The sequence below is a fragment of the Pseudoalteromonas holothuriae genome, assembly GCF_945859825.1.
Taxonomy (GTDB): domain Bacteria; phylum Pseudomonadota; class Gammaproteobacteria; order Enterobacterales; family Alteromonadaceae; genus Pseudoalteromonas; species Pseudoalteromonas holothuriae.
Genome location: NZ_CAMAPC010000008.1, coordinates 33,624 through 53,947, shown reverse-complemented (window position 1 = coordinate 53,947; position 20,324 = coordinate 33,624). Strand labels below are relative to the sequence as shown.

The window sequence follows — 20,324 nt, the reverse complement described above, 5'->3', positions numbered from 1 at the left end:
ATATCAATCTAGCCAACGTTTTTACGCGCGTTGCGGAACATACGCATCCATGGGCTATCTTCTAACCATTCGTCTGGATGCCAAGAGTTCGCTACTGCACGAAATACACGCTCAGGGTGAGGCATCATGACAGTTGCCCGACCATCAGTTGAGGTCATACTGCTGATCCCCTCTGGTGAACCATTTGGGTTGTTCGGATATTGCATTGTTGGATTACCGTAGTTATCAACAAATTTAAGTGCAACCGTTCCAGAGTCCAGTGCTGCGTTTACTGCACCTGAGTTTGCAAACTCAGCATGACCTTCACCGTGTGATACCGCAATCGGCATACGAGAGCCCGCCATACCATCAAAGAATACTGATGGGCTATCTTGTACTTCAACTAAACTAAAGCGTGCTTCAAAACGTTCTGACTTGTTAGTGACAAAGCGTGGCCAATGCTCAGAGCCTGGGATCAACTCTTTAAGCGTAGACATCATCTGACAACCGTTACACACACCCAAACTGAATGTGTCCTCACGATGGAAGAAGCTTTTAAACTGCTCACGTGCCATATCATTAAATAGGATTGATTTTGCCCAACCTTCACCAGCACCTAATACGTCACCGTACGAGAAACCACCACATGCAACTAAACCTTTGAATTGGTCAAGTGTTAAACGACCTTCAAGAATGTCACTCATGTGTACATCTACGGCAGCAAAACCAGCACGGTTAAATGCCGCAGCCATTTCTAAATGTGAGTTAACACCCTGCTCGCGTAAAATCGCCATCTTAGGTTTGGCGCCAGTGGCGATATAAGGCGCAGCAATATCTTCATTGATATCAAAGCTTAGCTTTACATTAAGACCTGGATCTTTGGCGTCAAACTTCGCGTCAAATTCTTGCTTGGCACATTCTGGGTTATCGCGTAGTGCCTGCATTTGATAAGTCGTTTCTGCCCAGATAGTACGTAACTCAGTGCGAGTATTACCTAATAGCGTGTTACCTGAACGATTAAATACAATAGTGTCATCATTGTTTAACGTACCAATCTCATGACAAACCGACGATAAGCCATGCTGTGCTAGCACTGCATTAACTGCACTTAAGTCATCATTACGAACCTGAATCACAGCACCAAGCTCTTCGTTGTAAAGCACTTCAATATCACCGCCAACTAGGCTATCTAGAGTCACAGTTACACCTGTGTGGCCCGCAAATGCCATTTCAGTCACAGCACTGAACAAACCACCGTCCGAGCGGTCATGATAAGCAAGTAATTTTTCATCAGCGACCAGCGTTTGCATCGCATTGTAGAAGCCTTTTAATAATTCTGGACTGTCTACATCTGGTGTATTATCACCTAACTGTTTGTAAACTTGCGCTAAGCTTGAGGCACCCATACGGTTTTTACCCGCGCCTAAATCAAGCAAAATAAGTGAACTATCGCCTTTATCTGTGCGTAATTGTGGTGTGACTGTTTTACGAATGTCTTCAACACGACCAAATGCTGTAATAATCAATGAAAGAGGCGCTGTTACTGACTTTTCTTCGCCATTATCATCCCATTTGGTTTTCATCGACATGGAATCTTTGCCCACAGGAATAGTCAAGCCTAGTGCCGGGCATAGTTCCTCACCGACTGCTTTAACCGCCTCGTAAAGGCCTGCATCTTCACCCGGATGACCAGCTGCAGCCATCCAGTTTGCGGATAACTTAATGTTTTCTAGGCTACCGATGTTTGCACAGGCAATGTTCGTCAATGACTCAGCCACCGCTAAACGTGCTGAAGCACCATAGTTAAGTAGTGCCGCAGGGGTACGCTCGCCCATCGACATTGCTTCACCGTGATAAGTATCAAAAGAAGCTGCTGTTACTGCACAGTTTGCAACTGGCACCTGCCAAGGGCCTACCATTTGATCGCGTGCTACTAAACCCGTAACAGTTCGATCGCCAATGGTGATTAAAAATGTTTTTTCTGCAATTGCAGGTAAGCGTAATAAACGCTTTGCTGCTTCAGACACATCAATGTTTTGCGTATCTAGCGCCTTACCCTGTACATGTTGTGATTTAACATCACGGTGCATTTTTGGTGCTTTACCTAATAATACGTCAAGCGGTAAATCAACTGGATTATTATCAAAGTGGCTATCTGCAACCGTTAAGTGACGCGCTTCAGTAGCTTCACCAATTACCGCATACTGAGCTCGTTCGCGCTTACAGATTGCTTCAAAGCGGTCAAAATCTTCAACGGCCACAGCCATGACATAGCGCTCTTGTGATTCATTACACCAGATCTCGTGCGGTGCCATACCGGGCTCATCGTTTGGTATATTACGCAGTTGGAATTTACCACCACGACCACCATCATCCACAAGCTCAGGGAAGGCGTTTGATAAACCACCAGCACCCACATCATGAATAAACGCAATCGGGTTTTTATCACCCAACTGCCAACATTTGTCGATAACTTCCTGACAGCGACGCTCCATTTCAGGGTTTTCACGCTGTACTGATGCAAAGTCTAAATCTTCATTTGATTGACCAGATGCCATTGAAGAAGCAGCACCACCACCTAGACCAATGTTCATGGCAGGTCCACCTAATGCCACTAATTTGGCACCAACTGGGATATCGCCTTTTTGCACATGGTCTGTACGGATATTCCCTAAACCACCCGCCAACATAATTGGTTTGTGGTAGCCACGCACTTCTTCACCATTATGACTGTTCACTTTTTCTTCGTAAGTACGGAAATAACCCAATAAATTTGGACGCCCAAACTCATTATTAAATGCCGCGCCACCTAGTGGTCCTTCCGTCATGATATTAAGTGCATTAACAATACGTCCAGGCTTACCAAAGTCGCTTTCCCAAGGTTGTTCAAAACCTGGAATACGCAAGTTCGATACAGTAAAACCGACCAACCCTGCTTTTGGTTTAGAACCACGACCTGTTGCACCTTCATCGCGAATTTCGCCACCAGAGCCTGTTGACGCGCCTGAGAATGGTGCAATCGCTGTAGGGTGGTTGTGGGTTTCTACTTTCATCAAGATTTCAATATTCTCTTGATGATAAGCATATTCACCGTCTAAATTTGGAAAGAAACGGCCCGCCGTTGACCCTTTCATCACAGCTGCATTGTCTTTATATGCAGACAACACATTTTCAGGATGTGTTTCAAAGGTATTTTTAATCATTTTAAACAGTGACTTAGGCTGCACTTCACCGTCGATAGTCCAATCTGCGTTAAAAATTTTATGACGACAGTGCTCAGAGTTTGCTTGTGCAAACATAAATAATTCAATGTCGTTCGGATTACGCTCTAATTTTTGGAAGTTTTCTACCAAGTAATCAATTTCATCGTCAGCTAATGCAAAACCTTGTTCTACGTTTGCAGTGACGAGTGCTTCGCGACCACCACCCAAAATATCCACTGAAGACATTGGACGCGGCTCATCCACTTTAAATAGCTGGGCTGCATCTTCAAGCTGACTATGTGTCGCCTCTGTCATACGGTCATGTAGCAAAGCACCGACTTGTAAGAGTTGCGCTGGAGTTAAATTACCCTCAACATAATAAGCAATACCACGTTCAACACGGTGAACTTGGCTCAAGCCACAATTATTCACAATGTTAGTTGCTTTAGAGGCCCAAGGTGAAATAGTACCAGGGCGAGGTGTTACTAAAATTAACTGACCTTGCGGCTGGTGTTCCGCAATCGTCGGACCATACTCTAACAACTTATTAAGTTTAACCAGTTCAGCCTCACTAAGCTCTGCAGTTAAATCAGCAAAATGCATAAACTCTGCATAAACACCTGTTACAGGTAAATTTGCAGCTGTGCAGTTTGTAAGGACTTTTTGAACTCTAAAATCAGACAGTGCAGGCGCACCACGTAGGATCAACATAGGTATTTTCATCCGGGGTTAGGGATTGAACGATATTTAGGGTCGCTATTATAGTAGAAATGTCGCTTGGGTTTAATACTAATAATGCCGAAACTCGCAAAAATACCACTTTTTAATTTAAAACCAATCCGTTATGGCCCTTTAAAAATCACACAAAGTTTTAATTTTGCGTTCATTGGCAAATTTAGCTAACGTGGAGAATATGCTGACACCACACTAGGAGAGGACATGCATAAGGTAAAGTGGATATTCATCGCTGTAATTTTATCTGTCTTACTTGGTTGTGAACAGGCTTCAAACAACCAACTAGAAAACATCAAACATAAGCAAGTGATTAGAGTCGGTACGCTTGCAGGCCCCGGTAATTACTTTCAAGCTCGTCATGGCGAGCAAGGCTTTGAATACGAGCTAAGTGCAGAATTTGCTGATTTTCTTGGTGTTCAGCTACAAATGGTGCCCTTTTTCAGCTTATCTGAATTGTTTGCACGCTTAAATAGTGGCGATTTAGATATGATTGCTTCAGGAATAAGCTATCACCCACAACGCATTAAACACTATCGCTTTGGTCCTAGTTACCGCACAATCAGCCAAAAGCTCGTTTATAAACAAGGAAGAGCAAGACCTAGAAGCATGGAAGACATAGAAAAGCCTATTACTGTTTTAGCAAACTCCAGCCACGTCCTGACCTTACAACAACTAGAGCAAAAACACCCTACGCTAAAATGGCACACTGTGAGTGATATGGACGAAGAAGAACTTTTACTTGGTATTATTGACGAACAAATTGATTACACAATTACCGACTCTCATACTCTGGCATTGTTTCGCCGGTATCACCCAACGGTGAGTATCGGATTTTCTGTAACACGAGGCGATCCTATCTCTTGGATATTACGTAATAATGGCGACGACTCGCTATATGCGCTGTTGTTGCCTTTTTTTGCTGAACTTAAACAAACAGATGTACTGTATACATTAGAGGAAAAATATTATGGTCATGTTGCGTCTTTCAATTATGTTAATGCGTTAGCATTTGTTGAATCAGCACATGAAGTATTACCTAACTACTTAGCTTGGTTTAAGGCACACGCTAAAAACATAGATTGGCGATTATTGGCAGCATTGAGTTACCAAGAATCCATGTGGGACCCTAGAGCTAAATCACCAACGGGTGTGCGTGGTATTATGATGTTAACACGACCAACTGCAAAACAGGTGGGGGTCACAAATAGGTTAGAACCAGAACAAAATATTAGAGGTGGCGCTCAATACTTAGCAAAATTACTAAAACGTATACCCAAACGTATACCGCAGCCTGACAGAACTTGGTTTGCGTTAGCCTCATACAATGTAGGCTGGGGGCATGTTAATGATGCAAGGATAATTACCCAACGCCAAGGAGCTGATCCGGACAGTTGGGCCGACGTTAAAAAACGACTACCGCTACTTATAAAAAAGCGCTACTATCGAAATACTAAATATGGATATGCACGCGGAGATGTTGCCGTTCAGTATGTAGATAACATTCGTCGTTATTATGATGCACTGGTCTGGTTAGATGAAAATGATGCACTCAGTGCACACTCTAGCAAGTAGCTTGTTTGTAAAGACAACCTGTCATTAACTTGCAATAAAGACCTGTAAAGCTGTTACGCGTGCTTTTCTCTCACACATATAAGGAGGTTCAGATGCTTAAAAGACGTCGAACTCATCAATTCAAACGTAATACACGACACACGACACCAAATAGACGTCGTGTCATGTTAAAAAACGCACACAAAAAAGTGCTACTACGAAGAAAGTTATTTGCCCTGTTGCAAATGGAAGAAATGGCGGCTCAACCTTGAGCTGCTTTTTTTAGTTTTTTTGCGGCCTTAATCTCTTGACGCCGCGTTTTAAAAAATGCAGATATTTTTTCACTACATAATTGAGCTAAAACACCTTCGGTTACTTCTAATTGATGATTGAGCTTAGGCTCCCTAACTAAATTCATAATTGAACCTACAGCGCCTGTTTTCGCATCTTTTGCACCAAATACCACTCGCTTGATACGACTATGAACCAATAACCCAGCACACATCGGGCAAGGCTCTAGCGTGACGTATAAAGTACAATCAACCAAGCGATAATTTTCAAGCACTTGACCTGCTTTTCGAACAGCCTGCATCTCTGCATGCGCTGAAGGGTCATGGTTACATATTGACTGATTCCAACCAGCTGCAATTATTTGATTATCTTTTACAATTACCGCTCCCACAGGAATTTCGTCTTGCTGCTGTGCTTTGTCTGCATACTCTAACGCTTGCGACATCCAATATTGATCTTGTTCTAGCTCGCTCATGGGGGTTTTAACTTCATAATTGCCTAAGTACTCACTGTCTAGTATACCGTGAACCAGTAAAGCGATAAACATGACTCTTGGTGGCTTTTTTTATGAAACCTGTGACAACCTTTTCAAGGTATAACAATAAGTAAAATTGTAAAAAACTGATTATTTTCTTCATTTTAGTGTAATCATCCTAGAAAATCGTAAAATCACATGGCTCTAATGGCTACACTTAGGCTATAATTCGCCGCTTTTTTTATTTCTTGAGCTCAACACGCACGGGTAAAACATGAAATTTCCGGGACGCCGCAGGCATAAACATTATTTTCCAGTGGAAGATAAAGACCCTCTAATCAAACAGTTAGGTAATGACAATGGGTTAAAGCACAGCTATATCTGTGGTATTGATCAAATCGTTGTTGATATTGAAGCTAAAGTTGATCAGGCTTTTTTAGATGAATTTGGCTTACAATTAGGCATGTCGCAAGTCATCGCAAGTGACATCACCAATGCACTTTACGAGCGCCTTAAACGCGATAACATGATTGATTACGAATTTGCTGGCGGAACCATAGGTAATACCATGCACAATCATTCGGTGTTAGCAGATGACCGCTCAGTCTTACTTGGCGTTATGAGTGAAAACATCACTGTAGGTAGTTATGCCTATAAGTTTTTGTGTAACACATCCAGTCGCGTAGACTTAAATCATCTACAGCCCGTAGATGGTCCAATTGGTCGATGTTTTACATTAATTGATGCCTCTGGTGAGCGTACGTTTGCGATCAGCGCAGGATTAATGAACTACTTACGCCCTGAATCTATTTCTCAATCTCTGGTTGAAAATGCCTCTGCACTGGTGATCAGCGCTTACCTTATGCGCACAACTGGTGATGAAACAATGACTCAAGCAACAATGCAAGCGGTTCATTATGCAAACCAAGCAGGTGTGCCTGTGGTACTAACACTCGGGACTAAATTCTTAATTGAACAAGACCCAACTTGGTGGGCAGAATTTGTTGATAAGCACGTTGATATTCTTGCTATGAATGAAGAAGAAGGCGAAGCGATAACTGGATTTAATGACCCTCTTTTAGCAGCTGATAAGGCACTCGATTGGGTAGACCTTGTTATTTGTACTGCCGGCCCAAAAGGGCTGTTCATGGCAGGCTATGTTGATGAGCATTACAAACGTGAAACCGAGTACCCACTATTACCGGGTGCAATCGCTGAGTTTAACCGCTATGAATTTTCACGAGGTATGCGCAAAGCTGATTGTGAAACACCAATTAAAGCATATACTCATACGGCACCTTACATGGGTGGCCCTGACACGATAAAAAATACCAATGGTGCTGGCGACTGTGCTCTGGCAGCAGTATTACATGATTTATCGGCGAATGAATACCATAAACTTAATGTGCCAAATTCTGCCAAACATGAACAACAAGCCATTACTTATTCTTCACTTGCACAAATTAGTAAATATGCAAATAGAGCCAGCTACGAAGTTTTAGTGCAACACTCACCTCGCCTATCAAAAGGTTTACCAGAACGTGAAGACTCGCTAGAACAATCTTACTGGGATAAATAAACCCGTTTACTTATGATATACCGATTGCATTAAATAAATGACCAGATATTGCGACAGATAAACGGCTTAGTAACAAGGCAATAATTTTGGTATGTCGTTATTCTACATAAGTCATTTTTAACGCAGTTAATGAGCCATGTAAATTAAGTTTTATAGAAGTTGCAAAGTACAAAGTTAAAATAATAAATAGCCTCTCTAAAAAGAGAGGCTATTTATTTCAAAACACGAGTCACTCGCGCTAGAAGCGGTACTGTAACCCTAACGCTATTTCAGATATATCATTTTTTGATACAAAATAGTGGCTATAATCAAGGCCAAGAGTTAGGTCATTAGAAACCTCATAATATACGCCCCCTCCCAAATAGCCGCTAGTACCATTATCTTCAAAACGATATGATGTGCCGCTATCACTAGCACTGTCTATTTTATATTTCCAATTAAAGGCCCCAAAGAACACTTTACCTTGAAATTTACCCGTGAGGTTTTTAGAGTAATCGACCTGTATGGATACCCCTTCAGGCAGCACTGGTGCAACTTTTCGCACAACGTTGTGTGCATCATTTGGTTCTAATACTGAGCCAGAAAAATCAATACGACCTTCCCCAAGGTTTATGTAACGTAATCCAACATCCCAATTAGGTGCAACTTGATAAAACGCACCTATAGACCAGCTAATATCACTATCATCAACATTTGAAACAATAAGTGGTGATTGCCCTACCTCAGTATCAGCCGTTGCTTGGCCCACCGAACTTGTCACCTTCCAATCGGCAGGACTGGCACTTGCACTCATAGCACACATACTACTCACAACTGCAAATGCGGGTAATAACGCTTTCCTTCTTCGTATAAATAATGCTGACACGATTAGCACTAGTATGCCTCCCATTGAACCTGATGAACTATTACTAATAGTTGTACTGGTGTTTTGTTGAATACTCACAGTGACACTCACTATACCTTCTGCAGTCGCACCAAACTCATCACGTACCACATAAGTAATGGTATCAGACCCCGTAAAGCCTGATTGTGGTGTATAGCTTAACGTATTATCGATATTAACCACTACGCTGCCGTGTGTGGCTGATGCAGATACCAAGCTCAACGCAGTTCCTTCTGGGTCACTATCATTGGCTAGTACGTCTATCACTAATGCTGAGCCATCCGATGTGACACTATCATTTACAACGTTTGGCGCTTGGTTAGTGACAATAGAAACTGTTGCCGTGCTATTTGCAGTACCTCCTTGACCATCCGTTACGCTGTATTGAATCATTGCTTCACCAATAAACATAGCAGGTGGCGTATAATGCAGTTGGTTATTTTCAACCACCACATTACCAAAGTCGACGGTAGCACCTGAAACGGTTAATGCGTCTCCATCTGCATCGGTATCATTTTCAATAACATCAATAATAATTGTTTGCCCAGCAACAATAGTTACTGAATCTGCATTGGCTATAGGAAGCGAGTTATCACTTAATAGTACCGCGATGCCTCCTGGGTCAACGATAGTACTATTTGCAATACCATCATCATCATTTGGCCCACCGTCTACGATGCGTAACTGCACGCACCAACTACCCTCAGCTAAGCCATCTATCCATAAATCCTCACCTGGAGGTGGACAAAAGCCTGGTTCGCCCACAGCAGAGAGTACTTGGTTTCCATCGCCAATAACGAAGTCTTGCCATTGGCCATTACTCAACTTGCGATACACCGCACCTCCCGGTATGGGGCTACGCTGAGGTAAGACAATACTATAAACCTCACCTGGTTTTGGCAGACCTGTGGCAATATAATCAAACAGACCGCCAATATTTTGTGCAGAAGGATCATTAGGTAACTCTGCTTCTAATAACTGAACACCGCCAGTTTGGTTCTGTGCAACCGTAACGCCTTTGCGCAAACAAACACCGGGGTCACCTTCAACTAAAAATTGGCTCGACTCCAGAGCTTGCTCCTGCATCACATTACAATCAGAAATTGCATCCAGATAATCTGGAATGCCATCGCCATCAGAATCAGCATATCCCTCTTCATCATCAGGGATAAGGTCGCCATCAGAATCATTTCCTGCAAGCGGGTCTAAGGCCGCAATTATCTCAATATACACATCCTTATTAGTCGCTAGGCTTGGCGTTGCACTATCTTCTGCCTTTGCTGCGACTTTATAGATACCTGTAGCAATACCTTGCGGATTAAATACGAATTGCAAAGGATCTGATGATGTATTAGTAAGTGCTGAGTCTGATTGCCAAGTGACCGTTACTTGATCATTTGGATTTGGATCTGATACGGAAGCCGTTATTGTTACATTGCTATCAGATGCGGTAACAAGTGAGCGCTCTTCCCCTTCTTGACTGACTGAAGTTGTAATTACTGGTGCCACATTCTGCTCAACAATCGTAACTGTAGATGATGATTTAGCCCCAAGATTTAAACTACTATCTAAATTAATAACAATAGTTTCATTACCTTCAGTTAAGGTATCAGCAAAAATATTAAAGTTAATATTTGCTTGAGTACCTGAACTAATAACGACTTCACCGGATTGTAAGTCATGATCACTGCTATCAGCACTGCCTGATACCGTATAAGGAATCGTCACAGGATAACTGGGTGCCACTCCATTGAGGTAAACGCCCACCGAGTGGCTTTTATCCTCTGCTACTTGGCTATTTTTCTGTAATGAAACTAAAGGATTCACGTTAACGCTCTGACTTGCTGTAGCCTGTAAACCTTGACTATCTTGCGTTTGCCAGTAAGCGACATGCTGCCCAGGAGCAAATATAGGCACATTGCGAGTCAGAGATACTGGTAGGGGGTTACCCTGACTATCTGTCGCGATTGCAGTACCCAAGTCCACTTTTGTAAACAACCCAGTAGCATTAACCGTCACTCCACTTGGTGCTTGAATAGTCGGCGCTCCTGCACCTCCTGCTGTATTATTTATAGTGATAGTCGCATTTGCAACAGCTCTAGCTTTATCAGTATCTTCTATCACATAGGTAACCGCAAATGGCCCCTGAGCGTTAGCAACACCTTGATAAATTAAAGTGTTATCTGAAACACTAACACTTCCAAGTGACACTCTCGCACCCAGCAAACGCAACACGCCACCATCTGGGTCAAGATCATTGTCTAATACTGGCAAGCTATATTGATTAGATGACACCGCATCAAACGTAAACGTATCATCAATGGCAATAGGTGCATCATTCACTGGCACAACAGAAATATTCACCAGCGCTACATCTGATTGCAGCTGACCATCAGATGCAACAAAGCTAAATTCATCATTACCGTTAAAATTAGGTAGCGGCGTATAGCTTATTGTTGTTCCCTGAACGACTGCTTGACCATTTTGCGGCTGACTTTGTAGCTCGATGGTGAGAGCATCACCATCTGCATCTGTCGCATCCGCCACAAAACTAGTTGTACCGTCCTCATTCACACTCCTTTGCATGTTACTAGCAACGGGGGCTGCATTAACTGGTTCAACTGTGATATTAAAAGCTGGTAGGCTTGCCTGAAGCGCTCCATCTCCAACCGAAATCACAATATTGCCATAATCGCCAACATTATCACCTGTTGGCGTACCTGAAAGACTGCCTGTTGCGTTATCAAAACTAGCCCAGCTGGGTAAATTGGTAATCTCGAAAGTCAACTCATTAGAATCTACATCAGATGCCTGAGGGGTGAAGCTATATGATTCATCTTGTAATACGGTAGTCGCTGGCGTTCCGCTTATAGTAGGGGCATCATTAACTGCATTAACCGTTATGGAGAAGGCCGCAAGCGACACACTTTCTTGCCCATCACTGACTGAGATCACAATATTGTCGTAATTGCCATCCTGCCCTTCTATAGGCGTGCCCAATAGTGCCCCCGTTGAGTCATCAAAGCTCGCCCATACGGGTAGGCCTGTTATGCTAAAGGTCAGCGTATCTTGGTCATTGTCACTGGCACTTGGTGTAAAGCTATAACTTTCGTCTTCATTCACTGACGTTGGTGGTGTACCAGAGATAACAGGAGCATCATTAACCGATGACACTGTAATATTCACTGTGGCCGCATTAGATGTAAGACCCTCGGTATCTTGCACAGTATATGCAAAGCTATCAGTACCGAAGAAGTTAGCTGATGGTGTATACAATACCGCACCTGAGGCTAGTACTTGTGCACTGCCCCCTTGAGGTGCACTAGTAATCGTAACACTTGATGTATTTAATTGACTGTCTACATCCGTATCATTACCTAATACGTTAATTTCAATATTGCCATCTTCTAGTATTTGAGCTGTATTACCTACGGCAACTGGCGCATCATTAACAGCTGTAATTGTCACGGTTACCGTGGCTGGGTCTGAACGCAAACCATCGCTGTCTTCAACCGTATAGGTAAAAGATAGCGTGCCACTTTGATTTTGCTTAGGTACGATTGCTAATACACCATCACTACCAACCGTTACCGTAGCAAGTTCATAGTTTCCAGCCCCCTGCCCCTTATCCTCCAGAGTAATATCTGTACCGTCAAAGCCTTGATCCTCAATATCAGAGTCATTTGCCAAGATTGCGAGCGTTGCCGCGACATCCTCATTAGTAACAATAGAGTCATTTCCAGCTATAGGCCTGTCATTTACAGCTCCAATATTCACCGATATCGTTGCAATATTAGATTTGCCGCCATCACTATCTAGAATTGAGTAGGTGAAGTTATCTGTACCCGCTTCATTTGCATTTGGTGTGTAAGAAATCGTTCCAACAACTTGGTCAATACTTGCATTACCTAATGTAGGCTGCGATTCTAAAGTGATGACTCCAGTTGGGGTGGTATCTTCAACATCAGTCGCATTTGCTCTTACACTCAGTGCTGACGTAGACGTATCTTCATCAATATTCGGCGTAAAGTTAGCCGCTATAGGTAAGTCATTTACTGCGGTAATCGTCACACTAACCGTAGCTTCATTTGATTCAGCCTGAGTAGAGTCTTTGACTGTATAAGTAAAAGAGTCTGCGCCATTTTCATTTGCTGTTGGAGTAAAAGTGACCACGCCGTTACTAACACTTACTTGGCCTTTGGTTGGCTGAGTTTTAATAACCACCGATGACGCCACCATATTATTTTCAGGGTCACTATCGTTAGCCAGCACATTAATTGTATTTGAAGCATCTTCCAAGGTAGTTAGGGTATCGTTAACAGCCGTCGGTGCATCTTCTACTGCGTTCATATTAATTGTTACAGTATAAACTGGTGAGCTGGTATTAGCGCTATCTTCAACGTGGTAAGTAAAACTATCAGTGTGGTTTTCACTACCACCATGAACATAACTAAAGCTACCATTCGTGTTTAACGTTAATGTGCCATATTGTGGGTCGGTATCTTTTACAATTGTTAGGCTATCATTTGAATCTAAATCATCATCACTTGCTAATGTTAGTAACCCATTGTTAAGATCTCTTGAAAGTGTAGCCCCTTCATTGATGGTGTAATTGGTATTTTGACCCGTCGGCGCATCATTGGTATTGACTACTTCAATGTTAAATGCCGTTAAACTCCCCGTATCTGTCCCGTCATTGACAGAAATTTGAATGTTGGATGTGGTACCAACATGAGAATCATCAGGCGTGCCAGTTAATGCGCCAGTTTGCGTATCAAAACTCGCCCATGTTGGTTTATTTGTAATACTATAGGTATGTGTGTCGCCCGTATCTGAATCTGCAAGTGTTGGTGTAAAACTATAAGCACTGTCTTCATTAATGCTCGTTGCAGGTGTCCCCGTCAATACAGGAGCCACGTTATATTGCTTAGTCACTGTGTCTGTAAAGGCAGTGCCTTGGTTACCGGCTGAGTCTGTTACCGTCACGGTCAAAGTTAACGTCCCTTCAGCCAACGTACTCACATTGACTGAGGTTACTTGTTGGCTTACACCTGTAATAGTGATAGCCCCTGAACTACTTACCGAATTGGTTCCGTCTGATATTTGATATGTAAAGCTCCCCGAACCTTCTAAACCACTGAGTGTAAAACTCAAAGCAGACTCATTACTGGCATTAATGATTGTTTGATCAATTGCAGCGGTCGCGCCTGCTGGTACCGCATTATCAAGTGTAATGGTTTGCGTGGCTGCATTTGAGGTATTACCTGCAGTATCTTGCTGTGTCGCCGACACCGTTAAGCTGCCATTATTTAAGCCACTTACATCCAGCTCTTGACCACTTATCGTCCAGTTACCCGAGCCATCTGCCGTTACCGTTCGTGATACCGTCGAATTAGAATCGGTGATTTGTACTGTAACTGAATTGTTTGCCTCCGCACCTGTGCCTACAATCAACACATCATTATCTTCTGCCGCGTTAACTCTTCCGTCAGTTTCTATTGGGGTGGTAATATTCAATGCACTGGGTGCAATATTATCTAATGTAATGGTTTGCGTGGCTGCACTTGAGGTATTACCTGCAGTATCTTGCTGTGTCGCCGACACCGTTAAGCTGCCATTATTTAAGCCACTTACGTCCAGCTCTTGACCACTTATCGTCCAGTTACCCGAGCCATCTGCCGTTACCGTTCGTGATACCGTCGAATTAGAGTCGGTGATTTGTACTGTAACTGAATTGTTTGCCTCCGCACCTGTGCCTACAATCAACACATCATTATCTTCTGCTGCGTTAACTCTTCCGTCAGTTTCTATTGGGGTGGTAATTGAAGGCGTGCCAACACTCGTATCAATAGTCATTGACAGCCCAGATACACTATTGGTCGTGTTACCTGCAGAGTCTGTTGCTCTTGCGCTAATGGTATGTGTATTACTAGACATCGCTGAACTTGGCGTTATGCTCCACACGCCACCGCTGACAACGGCACTTCCCACTGAGCCATCAACACTGGATATAATTGTGACTGTATCACCATTGGTGCCAGTACCCGTAAAGGTCGGCGTTGTATCGTTAGTAATATTATCAGTACTGGAAGACCCTGTATCACTAGCTGAACTTAAATCTGGCGTACTTGGTGCTGTTGGAGAAGTTGTATCTATTGTGATATTCAAAGCACTTGAGCTACTACTTACATTACTACTACTATCCGTCGCTTTAGCAGAAATAGCATGTACTAAACCAGCAGTTAATGCGCTCGCTGTGATCTGCCAATTACCCCCTGTCGCCGTGCCAGTTCCTATCACAGTTGCTCCACCGCCAACCTGATCACTGTACAAAGTGACGGTAGAACCACTTTCCGCGGTACCACTTAGAGTCGGTGTTGTGTCATTGGTGATATTGTCAGTACTGGATGCTCCACTGTCTGAGGCTGTGTCTAAATCTGGTGTTGACGGTGCATTAGGTGCCACGTCATCTGTCACTGTTATTGTAAATGACTTTTGGAATGTGGTTGTACTATCATTGGTTTGCAAACAAACTATATAACTGCCTGCATTTAACGCTGCCTGAGTTTGTAAAATAGAACCATTTACCTGAAAACTACCATTATTAGTATCTGCAGTGCACGTTCCTGTTACACTAGAGCCGCTGCTCACTAAGCTGTAACTATGGCTATCGCTGGTGTCTACATCTGTTGTTGATAACCCACCAATATTGGCCCCCGAACCAGTCGAAGACTGATTCACCGTAGTAGTCGACAAACTCAAATCAGTTGGCGCATCATTTTGCGCGGTAATATTAATAACAGCTTGATTGGTACCGGTGCTATTGGCAGAGCCATCGTTAAAGGTAAAGTTTAACGTAATAGAAGATGAAGGAGATTCAGAACTATTACTATACCCAATTGACTGTATGACCGAGTCAACAATTGCCGATGTCGCGCTGCCATTAAAGGTTAACACTAAAGTACCGGCTGAGTTCGTGGTAACAGTGCCCACCGTAACGCTATTATAAGTAAATACATTACCTTGCGTTAATGCGCCTAACAAGAGCCGATTACTAAATACATCTTCACTATTAGCACCACCGCTGCGTGCAATCGTCAGCGTTGCATTATTGTAGTTACCAGTAGCACCATTGAGCGCATCAAGTTCAGTATCTGCAACAGTTGCATCGGTATCAATACCAATCACACTGCCATTTTCTACAAATGTTCCACCGCCATTTAAACTACTGAACACGGGTACATCATTCGGTGCAACAAAGGTTATGTCTGTATCACTGCCGTTATCTGCAACAGTAAAACTCAAATTACCACCTGGGGTATTCGTTAACGTAACAGACACTTCTACATTGGCAAAATCGATTGCATTAGTATCAACTTCCAGTGTCCCTGTGCCATTAAAACGCACATTACTCGTTGAAAGCCCTGTCACACCTGTTAATTTAACCACATCTCCAATAGCTAAATCAGCAATAGTATCGCCATTTAAATCGGTTACTGCACCTACGAAGCTATCATTACCATCATTACCTGTCATGGTATCTGTACCCGCACCAGGGCGAATGGTATCAGCACCACTGCCCCCAGTGATGGTATCAGAGCCACCTAAGTCAGTGGCAGAAATAACTAACACATCACTTGCAAACGCAGAGGCATTAATTGTTTGGTCAGCACTAATATCACTTCCGGTTGTGTTTGTTACAGTGACAGACTGACCATTGGCATTAAAGTTATCAGTTAGGGTAATATTAAAAATACTATCTGTCCCTAGCGCTATTCCTTCCACTGAAGACACAGTAGTATTAGCAAAATTAAACGTACCGCCATCCATTAGTTTAAGCACTTCTGTGCCGCCACTACCCGTTATAGCGTTTGAGAAGTTGCTAATGTTCGCACTATCAATAGCAACAGTTGCACCGCTAGTTAATGTTAATGAACCAATATTAAAAAAACCACCGCCGGTCACATCAGCGCCATCGCTCGCAGATACAACATCGGCAACCGAAGGCTCACCACTGAGCGAGCCGGTATAAGTATTACTCCCCACAGAAAAAGTAATCGCATCAGAGCCTGATGTGGCGCTAACACTTGTAGTGGATGACGATATATTTATTGTTCGCGTATTAGTTGAGTCATCCCCAATGTTATAACTTTCTATACCAGTTAGAGTGGTAATATTACCATCGCCAGTAATGTTTATACTCTCTGAACCCGGCGCGGTTATCGTGCCTGTAAAGTCGCTATGCTGGCTAGCTGTCATGTTTACAGTTGCGCCTGATGCCAACGTCAAGTTAGTAACATTACTCACCGTTGCGCCTGTAATATTGGCACCATTGCCCATAGATAACGTATCTGCCACAGTGTTCTCACCGGTAATAGTACCTGTGTAAGTCAGTGTACCAATATCAAACGTTACCGCATCAGATGAAACACTCCCAGTAACCGAGTGCCCCGCTGCACTAATCGTTACGGTTCGAGCATTCGTGCTATCATCACTTAATGTGTAGTTTTCTATCGCTGAAACAGTTGAAAAGTTACCATCTCCTGAAATGGTCAATGTTTCTGTACCACTGCCCGATATTGTGCCTGAAAAAGATGATAGCTGTGATGCAGCCACACTTGCAGTACCACCACTGGCTACTGATAAGTTTTCAAAACCGCTGAGGGTTGCCCCGGCAATACTCCCAGTATTACCCACTGACAGGGTATCTGTTCCATTGCCGCCGGCTAAAGTGCCCGTAGCAGCTAAAGCCCCTACGTTTACGGTGTCATTACCAGTACTGCCGGTTAAGTTTTGCCCTGCAGTACCAAGTGTAAACGTGTTTGCTGAAGATAAAATATATGATTCAACGACACTTCCCCCCGTTAAACCATCTGTAGAAGAACTAATAGTGATAGTCTCAGTGCCAGGTGCTGTAATTGTAGAAAAAATATCGTGCTGCGCTTCAGTCATAGTCACACTTGCACCACTGGCAAGGGTTAAGGAGCTAAATGCAGACAAGGTTGCACCACTGATGTTTGCGCCAGAGCTTGCTTGTAAAGTGTTAGTGCCCGTACCACCATTTAAGGTTCCGGTTGCAGTCAATGCTGCTACATTAACAGTATCATTACCTGTACTACCGGTTACATTTTGTGAGCCACTAGCCAATGTAAAACTCATCGCAGTACCTAGCACATAAGTTTCAATATCGGCATCACCTGTTAGCGATTGATCGCCATTCGCACTGGCTATGGTAAATTGGTTGTCACCCGTGCCATTAATAGTACTAAAGCTTTCATGCTGTGATTCGCTTAACGTTAATGCACCATCGTTGTCAGGTGTGAGCGTCTCAAAATTAGTCAAATTTGTCAGGCCAGTCAAATCAACACTATCCACAGCAAATAATGTGTCTGTACCATTTCCACCATCCGCTGTTGACCCTGTAGCATGGTTTGTATTAGTAATAACCAATGTTTCGTTGTCATCGGTAAAGGTAATCGCAGGTGATAAATTAGTACCGTTTGTGGTGTTAAAGCCAGCGGCGGTGCTATTGGCAGAAGTAACATTACTAACGCTAACCGTCGCCGTGCGACTAGTGCTATTTGCAGTTCCGTCGTTTATTACTACAGTTACTGTTCTCGCTGTCTCATTGGGTGAACTTGAGTTATTATCATAAGCAACAGCTTGTAAAAACGTCTGTACTTTAGCAACGGTCGCTGTTAACCCTGTTAAGTTCACTTCATTGGACTTCTCAATTGCTGCTGACCCTGTTGTACTTTTTAAGGCATCGATTGCTGACGCAGAAATGTATATTCCTTCATCGGTGTCATTTTGAGTATTAGTAAGCGTAATTAAAATACTCGTTATGCTATCACCATCGGCATCACTCACCGCAGCACTTGGAGCGATATTTAAAGCAGCACTGCCCTCAGTAAACGATACGCTATTATTATTACCGCCAGTGCCTGAATTTAAATCTACATCTGGAGTAGTATTGGCTGTGGTAAAATTAAATGTGGTATCGTCACCAATCTCAGCAAAACTGTTACCCGCGGTATCATTTACAGCATCGTTATGAATTCTAATTGCATAATTACGGTTTCCAGTTAAGTCGCTCGTTGGGTTTAAATATATTTTATCGTTTACAATACCAATGCGGCCGGCATTTGGAGTGGTGGTTGCACCGTCACTGTCTGTGGCCACGTTAAACACCGCAAAATTACTGCTACCAGTGACATCGCGAATCGTAATTACATTAGACCCCAGTGCAATATTTTCACTGAAGTCAATTACGATATTATTGCTTACAGACACATCCGTGGCATTGTCATTAGGGGTTGAGCTTGCGCCATCAAATGTAGGGTTTGTCGTGTCGATTATAAATGAGGTAATAGTAAGAGGGGTGTTTGAATTACCAGCGTCATCCGTTACGGTAATCGTACAATTACTATATGTACCCGCCGCCAGTACTGAACTATTATCCGTATCCGTAAGGGTAATAGGCTGATTACCCGTACTACTGATAGTTGTTGAAGTTGAAGTACCACAACTACCACCGACTGTAAATGCGCCAGTTTCTGTGGTACTAAACGTATAACTCGGTGTAGTATCGTTTGTTGGCGTTGTAACCGCTGTTACCTCTGCTACCGCTGGTGCTGTGGTGTCTACAGTAAAGCTCGTAATAGCCAGTGCATCACTGGCGTTACCCGCAGTATCTGTGACTATTACGGTACAATTACTATAAGTGCCATCTGCTAATGCCGAACTATTATCTGTTTGCGTCAATGTAATTGTCTGGTTGCCAGTGCCACTTATCGTTGTTGATGTCGAAGTACCACAGTTTCCCCCCATAGACAACGTGCCAGCTTCATCCGTACTGAAAGTATAATTTGGTGTGTTGTCATTGGTTAATGTATTAACAGGCGTCACCTGACTTAAAATAGGGGCTGTGCTGTCAGTAGCAACCGCATTATCAATAGAAATCTTAACAATAGCGTGACGAGGATCATAATCACTCCCTGAGTTGATTACCGGAAAGTCCAAAGTCACCTTATCAATATTTTTAAAAAGGTCATCATTAAAGTCTGATGCACGAGTCATGGTAAAAGACGTATTAGAGGAGGCATTCGGAATAACAACGGTGCGAGTAACCTTAAGGTCACCGTCTAAATAACCTTTCAACGTTATTGAGTAATTACCATTATCAGTGGATGTTTGACGAAAAAATGTGAATGACTCTAAACTAAAGGCGTCTCCATTTTCTTCATAAAGCATCATCCCAACACTTGAGCCCCCATTAGGCACAGATGAAAGATCAAAAGAATAAGCAGCTGTGCCTGGGAAATATTGCCAATTATCAATACTTACATAATTTGGTGCTAGGCCTGCATCGAATATTAAACTAAAACCAGTAATATCATTTAAACCATCATTGTCATCTTTCAGGAACTGAAATCCTGAGCCACTTCCTGTATCAAAATTTATCGTCTGCTGGTCAGCCCAAGCATTGGTTGTAACCAAATTAGCAACGGATAACCCGACTGACGCAATAGCCTTTGTGATCTTGTTTAATTTCATTATATTAATCCTAATGTTACTACGTCATAGCCACAACAATGGGTAACTACCAATTATTTGCTATAAAACTAA

General features: G+C 42.9%; 6 protein-coding genes. 3 read left to right on the top strand and 3 right to left on the bottom strand.

Going from position 1 to position 20,324, the window contains the following annotated elements; genetic code table 11:
• Nucleotides 1-8: 8 nt before the first annotated feature.
• Entirely contained in the window at nt 9-3,893 is a 3,885-nt protein-coding gene (purL, locus tag OCI93_RS11785) for a phosphoribosylformylglycinamidine synthase (RefSeq protein ID WP_261595227.1), read from the bottom strand.
• A gap of 228 nt (nt 3,894-4,121) precedes the next feature.
• Here purL and mltF point away from each other — a divergent pair, with 228 nt between their 5' ends.
• Both mltF and OCI93_RS11775 read left to right on the top strand, forming a co-directional pair.
• Nucleotides 4,122-5,489 carry a membrane-bound lytic murein transglycosylase MltF gene (gene mltF / locus OCI93_RS11780; RefSeq protein WP_261595228.1) on the top strand — a complete coding sequence of 456 codons (1,368 nt, stop codon included), beginning with the start codon at nt 4,122-4,124 and terminating at the stop codon, nt 5,487-5,489.
• Nucleotides 5,490-5,581: 92 nt separating this feature from the next.
• On the top strand, nt 5,582-5,740 hold the full coding sequence (locus OCI93_RS11775; protein WP_261595229.1) for a hypothetical protein: 159 nt from the start codon (nt 5,582-5,584) through the stop codon (nt 5,738-5,740).
• Here the strand turns inward: OCI93_RS11775 and tadA are convergent.
• On the bottom strand, nt 5,731-6,234 hold the full coding sequence (gene tadA / locus OCI93_RS11770; protein WP_261595242.1) for a tRNA adenosine(34) deaminase TadA: 504 nt from the start codon (nt 6,232-6,234) through the stop codon (nt 5,731-5,733). The two genes, OCI93_RS11775 and tadA, sit on opposite strands and share 10 nt — an antisense overlap.
• 274 nt (nt 6,235-6,508) lie before the next feature.
• On the opposite strand from tadA, the gene OCI93_RS11765 reads away from it, so the two are divergent.
• The gene (locus tag OCI93_RS11765) at nt 6,509-7,813 is read left to right on the top strand and encodes an inosine/guanosine kinase (protein WP_261595230.1); all 1,305 of its coding nucleotides are present in this window, start codon (nt 6,509-6,511) and stop codon (nt 7,811-7,813) included.
• Between the two features lie 238 nt (nt 7,814-8,051).
• On the opposite strand, the gene OCI93_RS11760 is transcribed toward OCI93_RS11765, so the two are convergent.
• Nucleotides 8,052-20,252, bottom strand: coding sequence for a tandem-95 repeat protein (locus tag OCI93_RS11760; protein ID WP_261626482.1), 12,201 nt, complete (start codon nt 20,250-20,252; stop codon nt 8,052-8,054).
• Nucleotides 20,253-20,324 lie beyond the last annotated feature (72 nt).

Coding starts and splice junctions, on each gene's coding strand:
- purL (WP_261595227.1), bottom strand. CDS start 3,893: ATGTTGATCCTACGTGGTGCGCCTGCACTGTCTGATTTTAGAGTTCAA.
- mltF (WP_261595228.1), top strand. CDS start 4,122: ATGCATAAGGTAAAGTGGATATTCATCGCTGTAATTTTATCTGTCTTA.
- OCI93_RS11775 (WP_261595229.1), top strand. CDS start 5,582: ATGCTTAAAAGACGTCGAACTCATCAATTCAAACGTAATACACGACAC.
- tadA (WP_261595242.1), bottom strand. CDS start 6,234: ATGAGCGAGCTAGAACAAGATCAATATTGGATGTCGCAAGCGTTAGAG.
- OCI93_RS11765 (WP_261595230.1), top strand. CDS start 6,509: ATGAAATTTCCGGGACGCCGCAGGCATAAACATTATTTTCCAGTGGAA.
- OCI93_RS11760 (WP_261626482.1), bottom strand. CDS start 20,252: ATGAAATTAAACAAGATCACAAAGGCTATTGCGTCAGTCGGGTTATCC.